14 protein-coding genes are annotated in these 17,534 nt (G+C 70.0%); 6 read left to right on the top strand and 8 right to left on the bottom strand.

Annotated features, from left to right (window positions below):
* Window positions 1-10: 10 nt before the first annotated feature.
* The 5 genes from AC5Y4S_RS10905 to AC5Y4S_RS10885 all read right to left on the bottom strand — a co-directional run bounded on the left by AC5Y4S_RS10905 (window position 11) and on the right by AC5Y4S_RS10885 (window position 4,636).
* Window positions 11-685 (bottom strand): methyltransferase family protein, encoded by a 675-nt coding sequence (locus AC5Y4S_RS10905; RefSeq protein WP_500032595.1) that lies wholly within the window; start codon window positions 683-685, stop codon window positions 11-13.
* A gap of 13 nt (window positions 686-698) precedes the next feature.
* Entirely contained in the window at window positions 699-2,342 is a 1,644-nt protein-coding gene (locus tag AC5Y4S_RS10900) for an ABC transporter permease (protein WP_500032594.1), read from the bottom strand.
* On the bottom strand, window positions 2,339-3,259 hold the full coding sequence (locus AC5Y4S_RS10895) for an ABC transporter ATP-binding protein (RefSeq protein ID WP_500032593.1): 921 nt from the start codon (window positions 3,257-3,259) through the stop codon (window positions 2,339-2,341). The genes AC5Y4S_RS10900 and AC5Y4S_RS10895 overlap by 4 nt, the downstream gene beginning before the upstream one ends.
* A complete protein-coding gene (locus AC5Y4S_RS10890) occupies window positions 3,249-3,887 on the bottom strand; it encodes a TetR/AcrR family transcriptional regulator (RefSeq protein ID WP_500032592.1) in 639 nt (212 codons plus the stop codon). The genes AC5Y4S_RS10895 and AC5Y4S_RS10890 overlap by 11 nt, the downstream gene beginning before the upstream one ends.
* Before the next feature lie 80 nt (window positions 3,888-3,967).
* Window positions 3,968-4,636, bottom strand: a complete 669-nt coding sequence (locus tag AC5Y4S_RS10885; protein WP_500032591.1) for an O-methyltransferase — start codon at window positions 4,634-4,636, stop codon at window positions 3,968-3,970.
* 202 nt (window positions 4,637-4,838) lie between these two features.
* Between AC5Y4S_RS10885 and sigE the strand changes: the two genes are divergently transcribed.
* On the top strand, window positions 4,839-5,609 hold the full coding sequence (sigE, locus tag AC5Y4S_RS10880) for an RNA polymerase sigma factor SigE (protein WP_500033291.1): 771 nt from the start codon (window positions 4,839-4,841) through the stop codon (window positions 5,607-5,609).
* 15 nt (window positions 5,610-5,624) lie between these two features.
* On the opposite strand, the gene AC5Y4S_RS10875 is transcribed toward sigE, so the two are convergent.
* Together AC5Y4S_RS10875 and AC5Y4S_RS10870 are read right to left on the bottom strand one after the other, a co-directional pair.
* Window positions 5,625-6,320, bottom strand: a complete 696-nt coding sequence (locus AC5Y4S_RS10875; protein WP_500032590.1) for a lipoprotein LpqH — start codon at window positions 6,318-6,320, stop codon at window positions 5,625-5,627.
* A 215-nt stretch (window positions 6,321-6,535) separates the two neighbouring features.
* Window positions 6,536-9,148 (bottom strand): ATP-binding protein, encoded by a 2,613-nt coding sequence (locus tag AC5Y4S_RS10870; protein WP_500032589.1) that lies wholly within the window; start codon window positions 9,146-9,148, stop codon window positions 6,536-6,538.
* Window positions 9,149-9,366: 218 nt separating this feature from the next.
* Here AC5Y4S_RS10870 and AC5Y4S_RS10865 point away from each other — a divergent pair, with 218 nt between their 5' ends.
* Together AC5Y4S_RS10865 and AC5Y4S_RS10860 are read left to right on the top strand one after the other, a co-directional pair.
* Complete coding sequence (locus tag AC5Y4S_RS10865) at window positions 9,367-9,645, top strand: hypothetical protein (RefSeq protein WP_500032588.1); 279 nt, start codon at window positions 9,367-9,369, stop codon at window positions 9,643-9,645.
* A 20-nt stretch (window positions 9,646-9,665) separates the two neighbouring features.
* Window positions 9,666-10,166, top strand: coding sequence for a hypothetical protein (locus tag AC5Y4S_RS10860; protein WP_500032587.1), 501 nt, complete (start codon window positions 9,666-9,668; stop codon window positions 10,164-10,166).
* A 111-nt stretch (window positions 10,167-10,277) separates the two neighbouring features.
* Here AC5Y4S_RS10860 and AC5Y4S_RS10855 read toward each other — a convergent pair whose 3' ends face one another.
* Window positions 10,278-12,935, bottom strand: a complete 2,658-nt coding sequence (locus AC5Y4S_RS10855) for a helix-turn-helix transcriptional regulator (protein WP_500032586.1) — start codon at window positions 12,933-12,935, stop codon at window positions 10,278-10,280.
* Between the two features lie 211 nt (window positions 12,936-13,146).
* Here AC5Y4S_RS10855 and AC5Y4S_RS10850 point away from each other — a divergent pair, with 211 nt between their 5' ends.
* The 3 genes from AC5Y4S_RS10850 to htrA all read left to right on the top strand — a co-directional run bounded on the left by AC5Y4S_RS10850 (window position 13,147) and on the right by htrA (window position 17,529).
* Entirely contained in the window at window positions 13,147-15,378 is a 2,232-nt protein-coding gene (locus tag AC5Y4S_RS10850; protein ID WP_500032585.1) for a PE family protein, read from the top strand.
* Window positions 15,379-15,512: 134 nt separating this feature from the next.
* Window positions 15,513-15,887, top strand: a complete 375-nt coding sequence (gene rseA, locus AC5Y4S_RS10845; protein ID WP_500032584.1) for an anti-sigma E factor RseA — start codon at window positions 15,513-15,515, stop codon at window positions 15,885-15,887.
* A gap of 133 nt (window positions 15,888-16,020) precedes the next feature.
* Window positions 16,021-17,529, top strand: a complete 1,509-nt coding sequence (gene htrA / locus AC5Y4S_RS10840; RefSeq protein WP_500032583.1) for a serine protease HtrA — start codon at window positions 16,021-16,023, stop codon at window positions 17,527-17,529.
* Window positions 17,530-17,534: the final 5 nt, after the last annotated feature.

The following is a 17,534-nucleotide window of genomic DNA, read 5'->3' as shown; positions in this document are numbered from 1 at the left end:
CCTAGGGCGCCTACCAGACATTCGGCACCAGGCGATACCGCACGTGCTGCGCGTAGTCGCGGTACCCCGGCAGGTCCTGGATAAGCAGCTTCTCTTCGTCGAGGATGCGGAAGACGAGCACCGCGACCCCGGGGATGACGAAGAGCAGCCCCCAGTACGACCCCAGCGCCAACGGCATGCCCACCATCATGATGACGTTCCCGACATACATCGGGTGCCGGACGAACTTGTAGACGCCGCCGGAGGCGACCTTCTGGCCCGCTTCGACGGTGACGGTGGCTGCGGCGTAACTGTTTTGAATGATCACCAGCATGGCGATGCCGAGCCCGGCCGCCACCAGCACGTCGCCGAACAGGCACAGCCACACCGGCACGGTCGACCAGCCCATCCGGTGATCGAGTGCGCTGAACGCCATCATCGCGAAGAGGACCAGGAACGAGCTGGTGATGATGACCTTCTGGGCCGCCCTCGTTTCCGCCCGGGGACCTGCGTGCATGCGGCGCCGCAGGGCCGCCGGGTTGACCTTGGCCAGGTAGATGGTGGGCCCGAGCGAGGCCACTACGAACACGGCGAGGAAAACCCATGCCTGCCAGTAGCGGAACGTGCCCGCCGGTCCGAACAGGATCAAGCAGGTCGCGGCCGTTCCGAAGATCGAGGATGCCGTCAGACGAATTGCGGTTTTCATGATCGTTCCCTCCCTAGCAACGTAGATCACGGCGTCGAAAAGCCATGGCTCCCAAGATGATCAGCGCGGCGTCGAGGGCCAGCAGCCAGAGCAGCGGCGCGGCGGTGAAGTCGGTGCCAACCCGCGGAATGTGGGCGAACGGCTCCAGATCGAGCAGCCACTGCGGGAACCGGGCCAGCTCGCCGATCAGGTAGATCGCGAGGAAGCAGACCAGCACGCCCCACGCCACTGGGGTGAACCGTGGGGCCAGGCCGAACAGCGCGACGGTGACCGCCGCCAGTAGCCAGACGGCGGGCAGCTGGACGGCGGCGGTGCCGACCACGACGGCCAGTTTGCCGCCGACGTCGCCGGCCGCTACGCCGTAGACGAGGCCGCCGGCCACCCCGCTGGCCAGCATCGCGACCGCGGACCCGGCGAGGGCGGCCGCCAAATGGCTTGCCAGCCAGTGGGTTCGGGAGACGGCGCCGGCCAGCGTGGTCTCGGCGCGCTGGCCGGTTTCCTCCTGGTGCGGGCGCAGGGTGAGCGAGACGGCGAAGGCCGCGGCCACCATGCCCATCATGGCGTAGGCCACCGAGACGAACGCCTCCTCCAGCACGCTGGTGCCGCCCATCCGCGCGACGATGTCGCGCACCATGGTGCTGTCGCCCAGCTCGTCGCCGATGCCGTGCACCACGCTGCCCATCAGCAGGCCGTACAGGCACAGGCCGACGGTCCACAGCACCAGCGCGCCGCGGTCGAGCCGCCACGTCAGGCCGTCGACACCGCCCAACCGCGGTCCGGCCCGGCCGGGACCGGGACGCTCGGCGATCAGCCCGGCGCCCACGTCGCGGCCGGCGAGCAGTCGGTAAGCCACCAGGGTCAGCACGGCCGTCGTCGCCAGGTGCAGCAGCAGCACCCACCAGCGATCGCCCGCGTAGGGCCGGACCTGCAGCGACCATCCCAACGGCGAGAACCACGACAGCGTTCCGTCGCCCGCGTCGCCGACGGCGCGCAGCGTGAACGCGGTCCCCAACACCGCGAAGGCGGTGCCGCGGGCGACGCGGGCGCTCGGCGACAGCTGCGCGGCCACCGCGGCGACCGCGGTGAAGACCAGGCCGGAGCACGCCAGGGCCGCGCCGAACGCCAGCGACCCGCCGGGCGGGATGTCGGTGGTGAGCAGCCCGGCCGCGCCGATCGCGCCGGTGGCGATCGACGCCCCGAACGACAACAGCAGGGCCGCGGTCAGGCTGGCGTACCGGCCGACCGCGGTCGAGTCCACGAGTTCGGTCCGGCCGGTCTCCTCGTCGGCGCGGGTGTGGCGGATCACCGTGAGGATGACGGCCACCGCGATCAGCAGGTGGAACATCCCGGCCTTCCAAATGCCAACGGCGCCAACGCTGTGGTTGTAGACCTGGCCGTAGAGCGCGCGCTGGGCAGGGCTTGCCATGATGGACGCCGCGAACCCCGCCCGGGCGGTCTCGGTGGGGTAGACCTTCAGGACGCTGCCGACGTAGACACTGGCCAGTGGCACCGACAGCAGCAGCACCCACAGCGGCAACGAGACCCGGTCGCGGCGCAGGTAGAGCCGCAACATGCCGAGCGTCCCAGAGAAATTCGAGCCGGCCCGGGGCGCCGGGTGCGCCGGGTGGCGGGGCCGATCCAGGGTCGCGGTGCTCATGCCGAGACCTTCCGCTGGCTGTCGGTCGTGTCGTAGTGGCGCAGGAAGAGTTCCTCGAGCGTCGGGGGCTGGCTGACGAGGCTGCGCACGCCGGCGTCGCCGAGGGCGCGGATGAGCTCACCCAGGCTTTCGCTGTCGACCTGGGCGCGCAGGGTGTTGCCCTCGATGCTGACGTCCTCGACGCCCTTGATCCGTCTGAGATCGCCCGGATCGCCGACCATTTCGGCCCGTATCGAGGTGCGGCTGAGATGGCGCATCGACTCCAGGGTGCCGCTCTCGATGGTCCGGCCCGCGCGGATGATGGTCACCCTCTCGCAGAGCGCTTCCGTTTCGGCCAGGATGTGGCTGGACAGCAGGACCGTCGTGCCGCGGTCGCGTGCCTCGGCGACGCACTGCTGAAAGACGTTCTCCATCAACGGGTCCAGTCCGCTGCTGGGTTCGTCCAGCAGGAGCAGCCGGGCGTGTGACGAGAAGGCCGAGATCAGGGAGACCTTCTGCCGGTTGCCCTTCGAGTAGGTGCGCGCCTTCTTGTGCGGGTCGAGGTCGAAGCGCTCGATGAGCTCGGCGCGGCGCGACTCGTCGATGCCCCCGCGCATGCGGGCCAGCAGGTCGATGGTCTCGCCGCCGGTCAACGAGGGCCACAGCGTCACATCGCCCGGCACGTAGGCGATTTGGCGGTGCAGGTCGACCGCGTCGGTCCACGGGTCGCCGCCCAGCAACCGTGCGCTTCCGCCGTCGGCCTTCACCAGGCCCAGCAGGATGCGGATGGTCGTCGACTTCCCCGCCCCGTTCGGCCCGAGGAAGCCGTGCACCTCTCCCTCACGCACCGTGAGGTCGAGGCCGTCCAGCGCGCGCACCGCGCCGAAGTTCTTGGTCAGGCCCCGGATTTCGATGGGTGCGACAGTGTCAGCCGGCATGTGATTCTCCTTGATCTTCTGCTGCCAGGAACGCGTCGTACATGGTGCGGTCGACCATCAGGCCCTCGGTGTAGATCTCCAGGGCCGGCAGGATCATGTCCCGCGCGTAGTCGCGCAGGACCGCACGCAGATCGGTTGGGGTGTCGTGCATCTGCAGATAGAGCAGGAGCCCGCCGCCTCCCGTGATGCCCAGGTACTTGGCCCTGGCCCGGGGGTCACGGCTAGGCTTGATGGTCCCGGCCCGCACGCCGTCTTCCAGGTATCCCTCGGCGTTGTCAATCATCCTCTGCCACAACATCTTCGCGAGGTCACCGCCGGTCTGCATGCTGCGTAACACGTAGGCGGTCATCGGGGCGAATTCTTCGATTTCGGCCAATTGCCCGAACCACACGGCCGGGTCGTTGGATTGCAGCGCCTCCGCCTTGGTCTCGCGGATCTGTTCTGCGACGTAGTCGTCGCAAGCCTTGCGCAGGCCCTCCTTGGAGCCGAAGTGGTGGATCACCAGCGCGGCGCTCACCCCGGCCGCGTCGGCGATCTTGCGCAGCCCGACGCCGAAGCCATGCTCGCCGAACTGCTCGATGGCCGCGTCTCGGATCCGGGCGGCGGCGGTCAGGTCGGCTGAACGCATGTTCAGTACACTAAACGCGCGTTCAGTCGAGCGTCAAGGAGGCGCCCCGTCAGGAACACGTAAAGATTTGGCCGCGGGAGCTAGTCGCGGACCGCGGCCAGCAGCCCGTCGCCGAGCGGCACCAGGGCGGGGGTGAGCCGCTCGTCTTCGGCGATGAGCCGGGCCGCCTCGCGGACCGCGGTCACCTCGGCGTCGCGGGCCGCGGGATCGCCGGCCCGTCCGCCTAGCGCCGCGCGGTGCACCACGATGACACCGCCGGACCGCAGCAGCCGCACGCCCTCGACGACGTAGTCCGGCTGGTCGATCGGGTCGGCGTCGATGAACACCAGGTCGTAGGACTGGTCGGCGAGCCGGGTGAGCACCTCCTGGGCGCGGCCGCCGATCAGCCTGGTGCGCGACGGTCCGATGCCGGCGTCGGTGAACGCCTGCTTGGCGATCCGCAGGTACTCGGGCTCGATATCGATCGTGGTCAGCACCCCGTCGTCGCTCATGCCCGACAACAACCACAGCCCGCTGACCCCGGCGCCGGTGCCCACCTCCGCGACCGCCTTGCCGCCGCTGAGCTTGGTCAGCAGGCTCAGCAGCGCCCCGACGGCGGGCGTCACCGCGCCGGCGCCGATCTCCTCGGCGCGTTCGCGGGCGGCCGCCAGCAGCGCGTCCTCCGAGATCGACGCCTCGGCGTGGGCGCACAGCGATTCGGCTCGACTGGGGGCCGCCGGGGCGGGGGTTTTGTCGTCGGTGCCGTCCATGCCCGCAGCGTATTCCAATTTGCGGCGCGGTCCGGCAGGCGCGCCTTAAACCGGACCGCCCCGACACGCCCGGGGCCCGCGACGCGACGTAGCTCACTCGCTGCCGGATTCGCCCTGCTCAACGTTGGTAACGATCTGGTTTCTCAGCCAAACCTCAGATTGCTCCTATGCCCCGCATACGCCGATGGGTGACGGTATGCATATGGAACGCGGGGTGGTGGGGGCCGGGAATACAAATCGCCGGAATGGGAATACACGCTGGGAACTCCGCGTTGACGCGGTCGATGAGCTGCCGAACTTCGACGGCAGGCCAACTCTGGAGGATCCAATCACCACAGCGCTTTTGAGCCCGACCACCATGTCTCACGTCCAGGACTGCCCTGACGACGAATGGGTGGAGACGACGGACGCGTTGCAGGGCACCGCGGTGTTCGACGCGACGGGGGACATCGCGACGATGCCCTCGTGGGACGAGCTGGTGCGCCAGCACGCCGACCGGGTGTACCGGCTGGCGTACCGCCTCTCCGGCAACCAGCAGGACGCTGAGGACCTGACCCAGGAGACGTTCATCCGGGTGTTCCGCTCGGTGCAGAACTACCAGCCCGGGACCTTCGAGGGCTGGCTGCACCGCATCACCACCAACCTGTTCCTGGACATGGTGCGCCGGCGTGCGCGCATCCGCATGGAGGCGCTGCCCGAGGACTACGACCGGGTGCCTGCCGACGAACCCAACCCCGAGCAGATCTATCACGACTCGCGGCTGGGGCCCGACCTGCAGGCCGCGCTCGATTCGCTGCCGCCGGAATTTCGCGCCGCCGTCGTGCTGTGCGACATCGAGGGTCTGTCCTACGAGGAGATCGGCGCCACCCTCGGCGTCAAGCTGGGCACCGTGCGCAGCCGCATCCACCGCGGTCGCCAGGCGCTGCGCGACTACCTGGCCGCGCATCCCGCCGGGCAGCTCAAGTCGGCCTAACGGGCCCGGCGTCCGTCAGCCGGTGGGGCAGCTGACTTCGATCTCGAACGGTTTGAGCGCGCGCATCAGATCGGAATGCTCGACGACTTGGCCGGTTATCTTGTAGGAATCCCCGACTCGAGCGACCGCGGCGGTGCCTTCTCCCGTGAACTCGTCGAACGTAAACCCTTGGCCACCGGGGTTAAGCAGAAGTGAATGCACCGTCGGCGGATTCGTGTCGTTCAACGAGATGGAATAGATGCCGGGGTTCGAGCCGACCGCGATGTCCAGCGTCGGGGGCGACTGCGATGAAAAGCATGTGATGTCGCTGGGGGCGATTTGATTCTTGCCGTCAATGGTCACCTTGACGTGCCCCGGTTGTCCCTTGGCGGACGACGGCGCCGTCGTGCTCGCGGCGGCGTACTTGCTGCAGTCGATGCCGCGCGTGCTGCCGTGCGTGCAAGCCCAAGCGTCCCAGGCGTCATCGCTGGAATGTCGCGAGAGGCTCCATATGACGATGGTCGGGACGACCGCGCACGACAACGACAGCACCACCGAAAAGGTGACCCAGGGGTGCCTGCGCCACAACGATTTCCGGCGGACGTGGGCCGCGCCGACTGGTCCGACGCCGTCGAAGTAGGGGGACGGACCCCCAGGACTTCGCGCCGCGCCCAGCTCGGCCTGCGAACGCTCCAGCTCGGCGATGCGCTTTTCGGGGTCGTCGTGTTTCATCTGCGAATCCCGGAAATCAGCATTGCTACCTCCCTCGTGGCACGGCGGCTATTGGGTAGTGTGCGCCCGGGGGCGGGTCCGGTTGATGGGGAATTCTCCCCATTTCCGTGTCGTGGATTTCTGTGTCATTAACCGTCATTTAGGAGTGCCGCGCCTGGGTGCGGTCCTCGGCGCCGAGTTTCGTCAGTATCGCTTCGACCTGGTGGCCAACCGGATCATTGCCGGGCCTGGGCGGCGGCCTGGGTGCGGTTGTCGACACCGAGCTTGGCCAGGATCGCTTCGACGTGGTGGCCTACGGTTTTGCGGCTGATGGACAGCGTGGCGGCGATGTCGGCGTCGCTATGCCCGGCGGCGATCAGCGTGAGCACTTCACGTTCGCGGCGGCTCAGTCCGTCGGGGTCGGCATTGATGTCGGTGCGGCGGGTGCGGCGGGTGGGGCCGCGCAATTGGGTGAGGCGTTGGCGGGCGCGGCGGGCGGCGGCGCTGGCGCCGAGGCCACGGAAGGTGGCCAGCGCCGATTCCACCGCGCTGATGTCGCCCCCGAGTTGCGCGACGGCCGCCTCGTAGGGGCAGCCGCGCCGCGTCCATTCCGCCGCGGCGGCTCGCCAGTCGCCGCTGACCTCCGACTGGAACGGATTGATCGGGACTTCGATGGAAATGGGCGCCGCGGTGCTTCCGGGCAGTCGTACCCAGCGCTGCAATTGCCAGGCCAGCCAAGGATTTCCGTCGGCTCCCATGGTGGCGAGCCCGCTCCGCGCTGCGCTACGGGCGGCGTCGTCGTCGCCGGCCAGCCAAGCGGCCTCCGCGCGTGCGGCCCACACCGGAAAGAAACGCGACTGGTGCAATTCGGAGCTGCCCGCGATCTCATCGACCAGCGCGGCGCCCGGTTGCTGACCGCGACGCGCGCAAATCAGCGTGAGCGTGCGTCGTGGCGCGATACGGTGAAAGCTGGACAGCCCGGGACGCGTGAGCACGTCCTCGGCGTACGCGCTGGCGCGGTCCCACTGGCAGCGGTGCAGGCCGACCACCGCGGCGATGCCGATGACAAACGCCTCGAAGGTGAAAAGGTCACGGTCACGGCAATATTCGAGGGTTTGCGTGATATACCGATCGGCTCGATCCAGGTCAAAGTGCAGGGCTGCGGCCGCGCAGATATCGGCCCCAAGTTTGCCGGCGTTTTCACCACGGGTATCGGTCGCCAACGCCTGCAACCACGCCGCTTCCAGCTCCTCCCACCCGGTGTCGTCGCGCACCACACGGGCCAACGCGGCAGATCCACGGGCCCGGATGACGACTGCCTCATCACCGAGTTGGGTTCCCACCGTGATGGCGCGGGCCGCGTAATCGGGAAGCTCCGGCTCCCAACCAAGAACGCTGAGCTCGGCCATGTTTAGCAGCGAGTGGGCCAGCGGGGGGCAGGGTCCCGCGTCCTGCACCAGCCGCAAGGACTCCACGGCCGCCTCGGCGGACTCGCCGACGCGATCAAGCAAAACCAGTTCGTGTGAGAGCCGACGCAAATCCTCGGATTCGCCGAGTCGGTCGCCCAAAGCGCGGCGCAGACTGATCGCTTCGCGCCACGACGACTCGCCGCCGAGGCCGCCCAGGTAGCTGGCCAACGCGTGTTGCTCGAGCCACGCCACCTTCTGTTCGGTGGGCGTGGTGTCGGCGTGGCGCAGCGCCAGCGCATACAGCGCGGCGGCCTGACGGTGCGCTCCCAATGCGACGGCCCGTTCGGCCGCGGCGATACCATAACGCATCGCGGCTTCCTTGTCGCCGGCCTGGTCGGCGTGAAATGCCAGTTCCGGTAAGATGTTCGGGTCGATAGGTGGTTGGTCAAGTGCGTCCAGCGCGCGAGTATGCAAAAGTTTGCGCTGGTAGTCGTCGACGTGGTCCAGGATGGCGCGCCGGGCCAGCTCGTGACGGAATCCGATTGCTTGTCCGTCGGCGAGCAATACCCCGGCGTCGAGACATTCGGCCAACCCAACGACGGCGGCGGGACACACTTTGTGCACGAGTCTTGGGTCGGCATGGGGGCCGCACACCGCGACCGCGTTCGCGGTCTCCCGCGCATGCCCCGAGAGCCCGGCCAGCCGTCCCCGTACGGCCTCGGAAACACTGCGGGGCAACGCGTTTCGATCCAGCACGTCGGCGCCGGCGGCCAGCACCTCGGTGACGAAAAACGGGTTGCCACCGGTAAGTTGGTGTAACTGGTCCGCGTTGAGTCCGCTGCCGGCGGCCAGTGCCCCCACCCCGTCACGGCTGAGTGGCTCCAACGCGATGCGGCTTGCCGTCGCACAGCTGGCCACGTCGCCGAGGGCCACCGCCAGTGGGTGATGGGCGTCGACTTCATCGTCGCGGAAGGACACAACCAACAGCAGCGGCAGCGAGCCGATGCGTCGGGCTAGGAAGCGCACCAGATCCAGGGTGGCCCCGTCGGCCCAGTGGGCGTCTTCGATAACCCATACCCACCGATGCCCGTCGCGCAACAGCGCCAACAGCCGCCGATACAGCGTCGCGGTGTCACCCGCGTCGATCGCCGTGTCCAGCGCGCGCGCCGCGTCTGCTTCGAGCCCGGACATGGCGTCCACCACGGGACCCAGCGGGCGCGGCGTCGTCAGCGGGTCACACCCGCCGATCAGCACGCACACCGGCGGATGCAGTCCGGCGGTAAACGCGGTGATCACTGCGGTCTTGCCGATCCCGGCCTCCCCGCGCAGCAGCACCACCCGGCCCGCACCGTGACGCAGCCCCTTCACCAGCCCACGCAACTCGGTCAACACGGTCTCGCGCTCGAGCAACCGTTCGGCGGGCCGTGATGCGGCCGTCATCCCCGGTGCTCCGAAAAATGGGGAAATTTCCCCATCAACCGCGCCCAGCCCCCGGCGCACACTTCATAGCGAGCGCCCGGAAAGGCCGCCGGGGCCAGAGTATTCGCACACGCGGACATGATGCGGATTCACTGTAACGCCAATGGCGTCCCGGACGCGCCCAACTGCCCGCGGCGCTGAGTCCCGAAGGGACATTCTCGAAAGGAAAGGAGCTGGCCGTGAACACGAAGCGGATTGCCGGGGGAGCACTGATGTCGATCGCGCTCGCCGCAGTGGGGCTGTCCGCAGGCACCGCCGGAGCCGTCGGCGGCCCACTGCAATGGTGTCCAGGACAACCGTTGCCCGGGGGCGGTGTGAAATGGGATATGTCGGTCTGCCACACCTACTACTACGTGATGACCGGGCAGGGCAATTCCGGTTCCCCCTACATCTGGGACGGGCCGAATCCCCCGGGATATCAACCGCCGCCGAACATGCCGCCCTTGTGGGTTCCGTGAGCCTCGTGAGGCCATTCGATATGCACGAGGACGACCTTGAGGGACGCATCGCCGAGCTCGAACGTCGGCTAGCCGAAGCGAAGGCCCCTGCGCATGAGTGGCAGGACGCGTCCGACCGGGGCGTCTCGCAACGTGAGAAGGTCACTCAGGGCGAGACGGCGCGCGGTGATGGAAGAGTGTGGGTCTTCTTTGGACTGGTATTCGTCCTGCCCATTGGTGCCGTCGTCTGCTTATGCGTCACAACGGCTTTGGTGACACTGAAGCCGTCGAGCGCAATGTGGATGAGCGGGATCGTATGCGGCAGCGGCTATCGCCTTGCCAACGACAACAAGCACTACGGCACGCCTTCGGGTGGGTCAGGGACCACCATGAGCTTCGGATGCGTCAGCGGGAACAGCTCGTATCACGCCAACGATTTTGCGGTCTTCGGGCTCCAGTTCTTGCTCGTCGGCCTCGCGTTGTGCGCGGCTGTGGCGGTCGGTGTCCTGATGTGGCGTCTGTTGCCAAAACGCGCAATTTAGCGCCGCCATCGCTGCCCTGCGAGGGTGGCAGTGATCGCCCCGTTCGTCCCGATGATCCTCGGGTCAACTGGTGGGGCTGATGCGCCCGGGCCGTGCTACACGCGGATGTTCTCAGCCAAGCGATGTTTCAAAGTGTGTGGAGTGCGTGCCGATCCGCTGTTGCCGAGCCGCGGCGGCGGCCTGGGTCCGATTCTCGACGCTGAGTTTTGCGAGGATCGATTCCACGTGGTGGCCAACGGTTTTGCGGCTGATGGAGAGTTTGGTGGCAATGTCGCCGTCGCTGTGGCCGGCGGCGATCAGCGTCAGCACCTCGCGTTCCCGACGACTGAGTCCGTCCGGGTCGGCGTGGATGTCGGCGCGCCGCGTGCGCGGGGTAGGTCCGCGCAGCTCGGTCAGGCGCTGCCGGGCGCGCCGCGCCGCGGCCTTGGCGCCAAGGCGGCGAAACGTGGCCAGCGCCGCTTCCACCGCAGGGACGTCCCCGCCGAGTTGGGCGATGGCCGCGTCGTAGGGACAGCCACGGTGGGTCCACTCGGCGGCGGCGCCTCGCCAGTCGCCGCGGACCTCCAACCCGAAGATCGCGCTCAGCTTTCTGTCGCCGGCCGGTTCACCGCCCGCCAACTTCAACCAGCGACAGAGGGAGCCGACCAGCCAGGGGTTGGCGTGGGCGGGGGCCGTCGCCAGCCCGGCCTGCGCCTCGGCGCGCGCGGTCTCGTCATCGCCGGCCAGCCAGGCCGCCTCGGCACGAGCGGGCCACACCGGTCCGAGGCGGAAAAAGTCATCGCGTTCGGCGGCGGCCAGTGCCTTGTCGAGTAGGGCCGACACCGATCCCTGGCCGCGTCGGGCGTGGATCAAACCCAGGGCGGTCAACGGCAAATACCGGTGCAGCGGGGCCATCGCAGGTCTCGACAACACATCCTCGGCGTAGCCGGCGGCGCGCGCCCACTCGCCGCGGTGCAACGCGACAAGCGCTGCCGGGCCCACCGCGAGCGGCTCGAACGTGCCCAAATCATGCTCGGCGCAAAACGCCGTCGTTTCGGCAATGTAGCCCTCGCCACGATCAAGCTCGTAGTGCAGCGACGCCTGCCAGCACAAGCCCATCCCCATCAGGCCGGCGAGTTCGGCAAGCTCCGGGCTGTCCATCGCCTGTCGCCACACCGCCTCGACCTCGTCCCACCCGGCGCCGCCGCGCAGCAGGCGGAACAGGGCCGCATAGTAGTTGGCCTTCATCACGACGGCCGGCAAGTCCAGTTGGTCGCCGAGGGCGATCGCCCGGGCCGCGTACTCGGCGCAGGCGGGATCGTCGGCCAGCATGGAAAGCTCGGCCATGTGGGCCAGCGACGAGGCCAGCTGCGGGGTGGGCCCGCACTCCTCCAGCAGTAGCAATGACGCCCGACCGGCCTTTCGGGCCTCCGAGAGGCGGCTCAACACGTGCGAGAGCCGGCGCAGGTCGTCGCCCTCGCGTAGGCGGTCCCCCAGCTGGCGGCGCAGTGCGATCGCGTCCCGATACGACCGCACACAGGCCTGGACGAATCCGCCGAGGTAGCTGGTCAGCGCGTGCTGCTCGAGCCACACCACCCGCTGCTCGGCGGGGGCGGTGTCGCCGTGGCGCAGCACCAGCGCGTACAGCTCCGCCGCCTGGCGGTGAGCGCCTAATCCGGCGGCCCGTTCCGCGGCGGCGACGCCGTACCGGACCGCCGCCTCATGATCGCCGGCCTGGTCGGCGTGAAAGGCCAATGCCGCGAGCGTGTTCGGATCGACCTCCGATTGAGCCAGCGCGGCCAGCGCGCGGGTGTGCAGCGCCTTGCGCTGATAGTCGTCGATGCGATCGAGCGTGGCGCGACGGGCCAGCTCGTGGCGGAACCCGATGGTATCTCCCTGGGCGACAAGCATTCCCGCGTTCAGGCATTCGGGAATACCCGCCTCGGCCGCCGTGCACAGCTGGTGCACCAGGGTAGGGTCGGCGTGGGGTCCGCACACCGCCACCGCCTGCACGGTTTCACGCGCGCCCGTCGAAAGCCGCGCCATCCGTCCCCATACCGCCTCGGAAACGCTGCGCGGCAACGCAGTTCGATCCAGCGCACCCGCATCGGCCGCCAACACCTCAGTGACGAAAAACGGGTTGCCGCCGGTGAGACGGTGCAACTGGTCGGGGTTGACGCCGCTGCCTGTGGCGAGCACGGCCACCGCGTCGCGGCTGAGGGCCGACAACCCGATGCGGATGATGGCGGCGCAGCTGGCCACGTCCCCGAGTGCGGCCGAAAGCGGGTGCTGGGCGTCCAGTTCGTCGTCGCGGTAGCTGACCACCAGCAACAGCGGCAGCGAGGCGATTCGCCGCGCCAGGAAGCGCACCAGGTCCAGGGTGGCCCCATCGGCCCAATGGGCGTCTTCGATCACCCACACCCAGCGGTGCCCGTCGCGCAGCAGCGTCAACAGCCGTCGATACAGGGCGGCGGTGTCACCCGCTTCGATGGCCGCGCCCAGCCCGTCGGCCGCGGGGCCCAACCCGGCCAGCGCGTCGAGCAGCGGGCCCAGCGGCCGTGGCGCGCTGAGCGGGTCGCACCCGCCCGCCAACACGCGCACCGATTGATCCAGGCGCGCGGTGAACGCGTTGATGACCGCGGTCTTGCCACCCCCGGCCTCCGCGCGCAGCAACACCACCCGGCCCGCACCACCGCGCACTGCCCGCGCGAGTCCACCCAGCTCGGCCAGCACCGCCTCGCGCTCCAACAAGCGCTGGATCGGAACCCGACGTCGTTGTGGTGCCGTCACTTCGGGTGCTCCAAAAAATGGGGAGAATTCCCCATCAACCGCACCCGCCTACCGGCGCACGCTGACAAGCAAGCGCCCCGGGAGGCCGCCCGGCAGTTCCGGGGGGCCACAGCAACCGCACACCTGGACATGATGCGGATTCACTGTAGCTCCGGCACCGCCCGGGCGCGCCCCAGCTTTGTTGCAGAGCAGCCGACCGTGGAGGTGCGGGATGTCGTTTGTCGTTGCAGCGCCGGACTCATTGGCGGTGGCGTCGCAGGAATTGTCGGCGATCGGGTCGACGCTGCGGACCGCCAACGCTGCGGCCTCCACGTCGACGACGCAAGTGGCGGTCGCGGCCGAGGACGAGGTGTCGGCCGCCGTTTCGGCGCTATTCGGCGGTTATGCGCGAGAGTTTCAGGCGCTGAGTGCGCAGGCGATGACGTTCCACGACGACTTCGTGCGGGCGTTGGCGGGGGCGGGAAGCGCGTACGCGGCGACCGAGGCGGCGAGCACCAATCCCCTGCAGACCCTCGAGGACGACGTCCTGGCCGTGATCAATGCGCCCACCGAGACCTTGTTCAACCGGCCCTTGATCGGCCACGGCGCCAACGGCGCGCCGGGGACGGGACAGGCCGGCGGGCCGGGCGGGTTCTTGTGGGGCAAGGGCGGTGACGGCGGGTCGGGGCTGCCCGGCCAGCCGGGCGGCGCCGGTGGGCCGGCGGGGCTGTTCGGCACCGGCGGGACCGGCGGCGCCGGGGGGAACGCGACGGTACCCGGCGGGACCGGTGGCACCGGCGGCACGGGGGGTGCCGGGGGCCTGCTGGGCGGTTTCGGCGGCACCGGCGGCGCCGGTGGCAACGGCGGTTCCGGCGTCGCCGTCGGCACGGTCGGCGGCAACGGCGGGGCCGGGGGCGTCGGCGGTCCGGCCCTGGCACCGCTGGGGTGGGCCGGCGGTCAGGGCGGGCCCGGCGGTGTGGGCGGTACCGGCAGTGTCGGCCAGTCGGGCAACGCGTTCCTGGGCGGACCCGGTCACACCGGCAGCGCCGGCGGGGTGGGCGGCGCTGGCGGTGCCGGTGGGGCGAGTGCGGGGATTCTGGGTCAGGGCGGGGCCGGCGGTGTCGGTGGCGCCGGCGGGTCGGGCGGCAACGGCGGTGCCGGGGCAACCTCGATCATCGGAGGCGATGGCAGCGCCGGCGGCACCGGCGGGACGGGCGGCAACGCCGGTCCGGGTGGCCCGGGGGGCGCCGGTGGATTGCTCGGGTCGCCCGGTGCCAACGCTCCGTTCGGAGTTGGCGGCACCGGCGGGACCGGCGGGGCGGGCAGTGACGCCACCGCCGGGGCGACTCAGGGTGCTCCTGGCCACACCGGCGGCGCCGGCGGCGCCGGCGGGCAGGGCGGCAACGCGGGTGCCGGCGGAACCAACGGAACGGGTGGCAACGGCGGGCAGGGCGGCCGAGGCGGCGACGGCTTCAGCTACACCACCAGCTTCTTCAGCGGGCTGAACGGCGGCTTCGGCGGCCAGGGTGGCGCCGGCGGTGACGCCGGCGCAGCCGGCATCGGCATCGGCAATGCGGGTCACGGCGGCACCGGCGGAACCGGCGGCCAAGGCGGTGCGGGCGGCAGAGGTGACCTCGGCGCCTTCGGTTCCGGCACGAACATGAGCGTCGGAGGGTTCGGCGGTGACGGGGGCCCGGGTGGCGCGGGCGGGGTCGGTGGGGGCACACCCTTCGGCGGCACCAACGGCGACGGCGGCCAAGGTGGTGACGGCGGCACCGGCGGGTCGGGCGGTGGAAACTTCGCGGCGGCCTCCTCCCTCGCCAGCGTCGCCGGCGGCGGCGGGGGTGGCGGCGGGATTGGTGGGGTCGGCGGCAACAGCGGCGCCGGCGCCGGCACAGGCGGCGCCGGCGGTCAGGGCGGATCCGGGGGTCGCGGCGGCTTCGGCGGGATGGGGGCCACCACGGGCTTCGGCGCGGCAACTGGCGACGGCGGCAGCGGCGGGGGCGGCGGTGGCGGCGCGGCCGGTTCCGGTGGTAACGGCGGCGCCGGAGGCGCGGGCGGCGGGGGCGGCGGCGGCGGGCTCGCCGCGAGTTCGGCGGCTATCGGTGGCGGCGGTGGTGGCGGTGGGGGCGGCGGCAACGCCACCACCATCAGCGGTGACGGTGGCGACGGCGGCAACGCCACAAGCCCGACCGCCAGTCACATCGGCGGCTTCGGCGGCGACGGCAGCCCCTTTGGCGTCGCCGGCGGCGGCGGGGGCGGCGCGATCGCGGGCACCGGCGCCGCCGACGGCGACGGAGGTCCGGGCGTCGGCGGGTTCTCGGGTGGGGCGGGAGGCCCCGGCGCGAGCGGCAACGTCAGCCATAACAGCGGCGGCCACGGTGGCCTCGCCGGCTTCGGCGGCGCCGGCGGCCTTGGCGACAGCAGCATCCCCGGCGACGGCGGCCTCAACGGCCAGAGCTGATAGCCGGGCGGCAATCTTTCGGGCACGAATCCTGGGATTTTCCGAGCCGTACACGGGGTATCGCCGGCCCGGCCGCGCTACATTCGAATTATGCGCGGCTTAGAAATCTTAGAGTTCCCCGAAGGCACGTGCTGATGGCCGACCGGGGAGAGGTGTTTCGCCGCGCGTTCTCCTGGCTGCCCTCGCAGTTCGCCTCCCAAAGCGACGAACCGGTCGGCGCGCCGCGCCGGTTCCGTTCCACCGAGCACCTGTCCATCGAGGCCATCGCGGCTTTCGTCGACGGCGAGCTGCGGATGAACGCGCACCTGCGCGCGGCGCATCATCTCTCCCTGTGCCCGGAATGCGCGGCGGAGGTCGAGGATCAGAGCCGGGCACGTGCCGCGCTGCGCGACTCCCAACCGATCCGCATCCCCAGCAACCTGCTCGGATTGCTGTCCGAAATCCCGCACTACCCCGCGGACGACGAGGCGTCCGAGCGCGACGCGCGGGATCAGCGTAAGCGCCGGTAGCCACGCGCGCGTTCGTGCCGACCAACGCCGCAGTGTGGATACTAGGGTGGACACGGACAACGCCGGTGGGGCGCAAAGCGCCCGGTAAGCGGGGCTGTCTCGAGCGCTCGAGAAGAGAATCCAAAGGGGTAACGTGACCTCCGACGACCGTACTGACGGCGGAAACCAGGGCGGGAACCGCCTGGCGCCGCGCCCCATCTCACGGCCCCCGGTCGACCCCGCAGCGCGTCAGTTGTTCAGCCGTCCCGCCGGGCAGCAGGGCTCGTTCGTGGCCGAGCGCGTGCGGCCGCCGAAGTACCGCGACGAGGGCGAATTCGCGCCGCACGACCAGCCGGCCGACCCGGTCCTGGAGGAGGCCTTCAGCAAGCCCGTCGGGACCATGGACACGCTGCAGCGCCACCCGATCGACGCCGGCGCGCTGGCGGCCGAGAAGGACGGCGCCGAGCCCGACGGCGCCGAAGACCCCTGGCGCGACCCGGCCGCCGGGGCTGCCCTGGGGACCCCGGCGGTGCCGCCGGCGCCGCCGCCGGGAGTGCCCGGTTACACCGGCAAGCTCGGCGTGCGCGACGTGCTGTTCGGGCGCAAGGTGTCCTACCTGGCGCTGGCCGTCCTGCTGCTGATCGCCTTGGTCATCGGCATGATCGGCGGCGTGATCGGCCGCAAGACGGCCGAGGTCGTCGAGGCGTTCACCACGTCGAAGGTGAGTCTGGCGACCCCCGGCAACGGCGAGTCGCCGGCGGGCCGGTTCGCCAAGGTGGCCGCCGCGACCGCCAACGCGGTGGTCACCATCGAGTCGAAGAGCGACCAGGAGGGCATGCAGGGCTCGGGCGTCGTCATCGACGGCCGCGGCTACATCGTCACGAACAACCACGTGATCTCGGAGGCGGCCAACAACCCGAGCCAGTTCAAGACGACCGTGGTGTTCAACGACGGCAAGGAAGTGCCCGCCAACCTGGTGGGTCGCGACCCGAAGACCGACCTGGCCGTGCTCAAGGTCGACAACGTCGACAACCTGACGGTGGCCCGGCTCGGCGATTCCGACAAGGTGCGGGTCGGTGACGAGGTGATCGCCGCCGGTGCGCCGCTGGGGCTGCGCAGCACCGTGACCCACGGCATCATCAGTGCCCTGCACCGGCCCGTCCCGTTGTCCGGGGAGGGCTCGGACACCGACACCGTCATCGACGCGCTGCAGACCGACGCCTCGATCAACCACGGCAACTCCGGTGGCCCGCTGATCGACATGGACTCTCAGGTGATCGGCATCGACACCGCGGGCAAGTCGCTGTCGGACAGCGCGAGCGGGCTGGGCTTCGCGATCCCGATCAACGAGGCCAAGCAGGTCGCGCAGACCCTGATCAAGGACGGCAAGATCGTCCACCCGACGCTCGGGGTCAGCACCCGCTCGGTGAGCAACGCGATCGCCTCCGGCGCCCAGGTCGCCAACGTCAAGGCGGGAAGCCCCGCGCAAAAGGGCGGGATCCTGGAGAACGACGTGATCGTCAAGGTCGGCAACCGCAAGGTGGCCGACGCCGACGAGTTCGTCGTCGCCGTCCGGCAGCTGACCATCGGCCAGGACTCCCCGGTGGAGGTGGTTCGCGACGGCCGCCACGTCACGCTGACGGTGAAACCGGATCCGGACTAGGCGTT

The organism is Mycobacterium sp. NGS64 (assembly GCF_059812245.1).
Note: the sequence above shows the minus strand (reverse complement) of the source record. Positions and strands in the feature narration are given on the sequence as shown.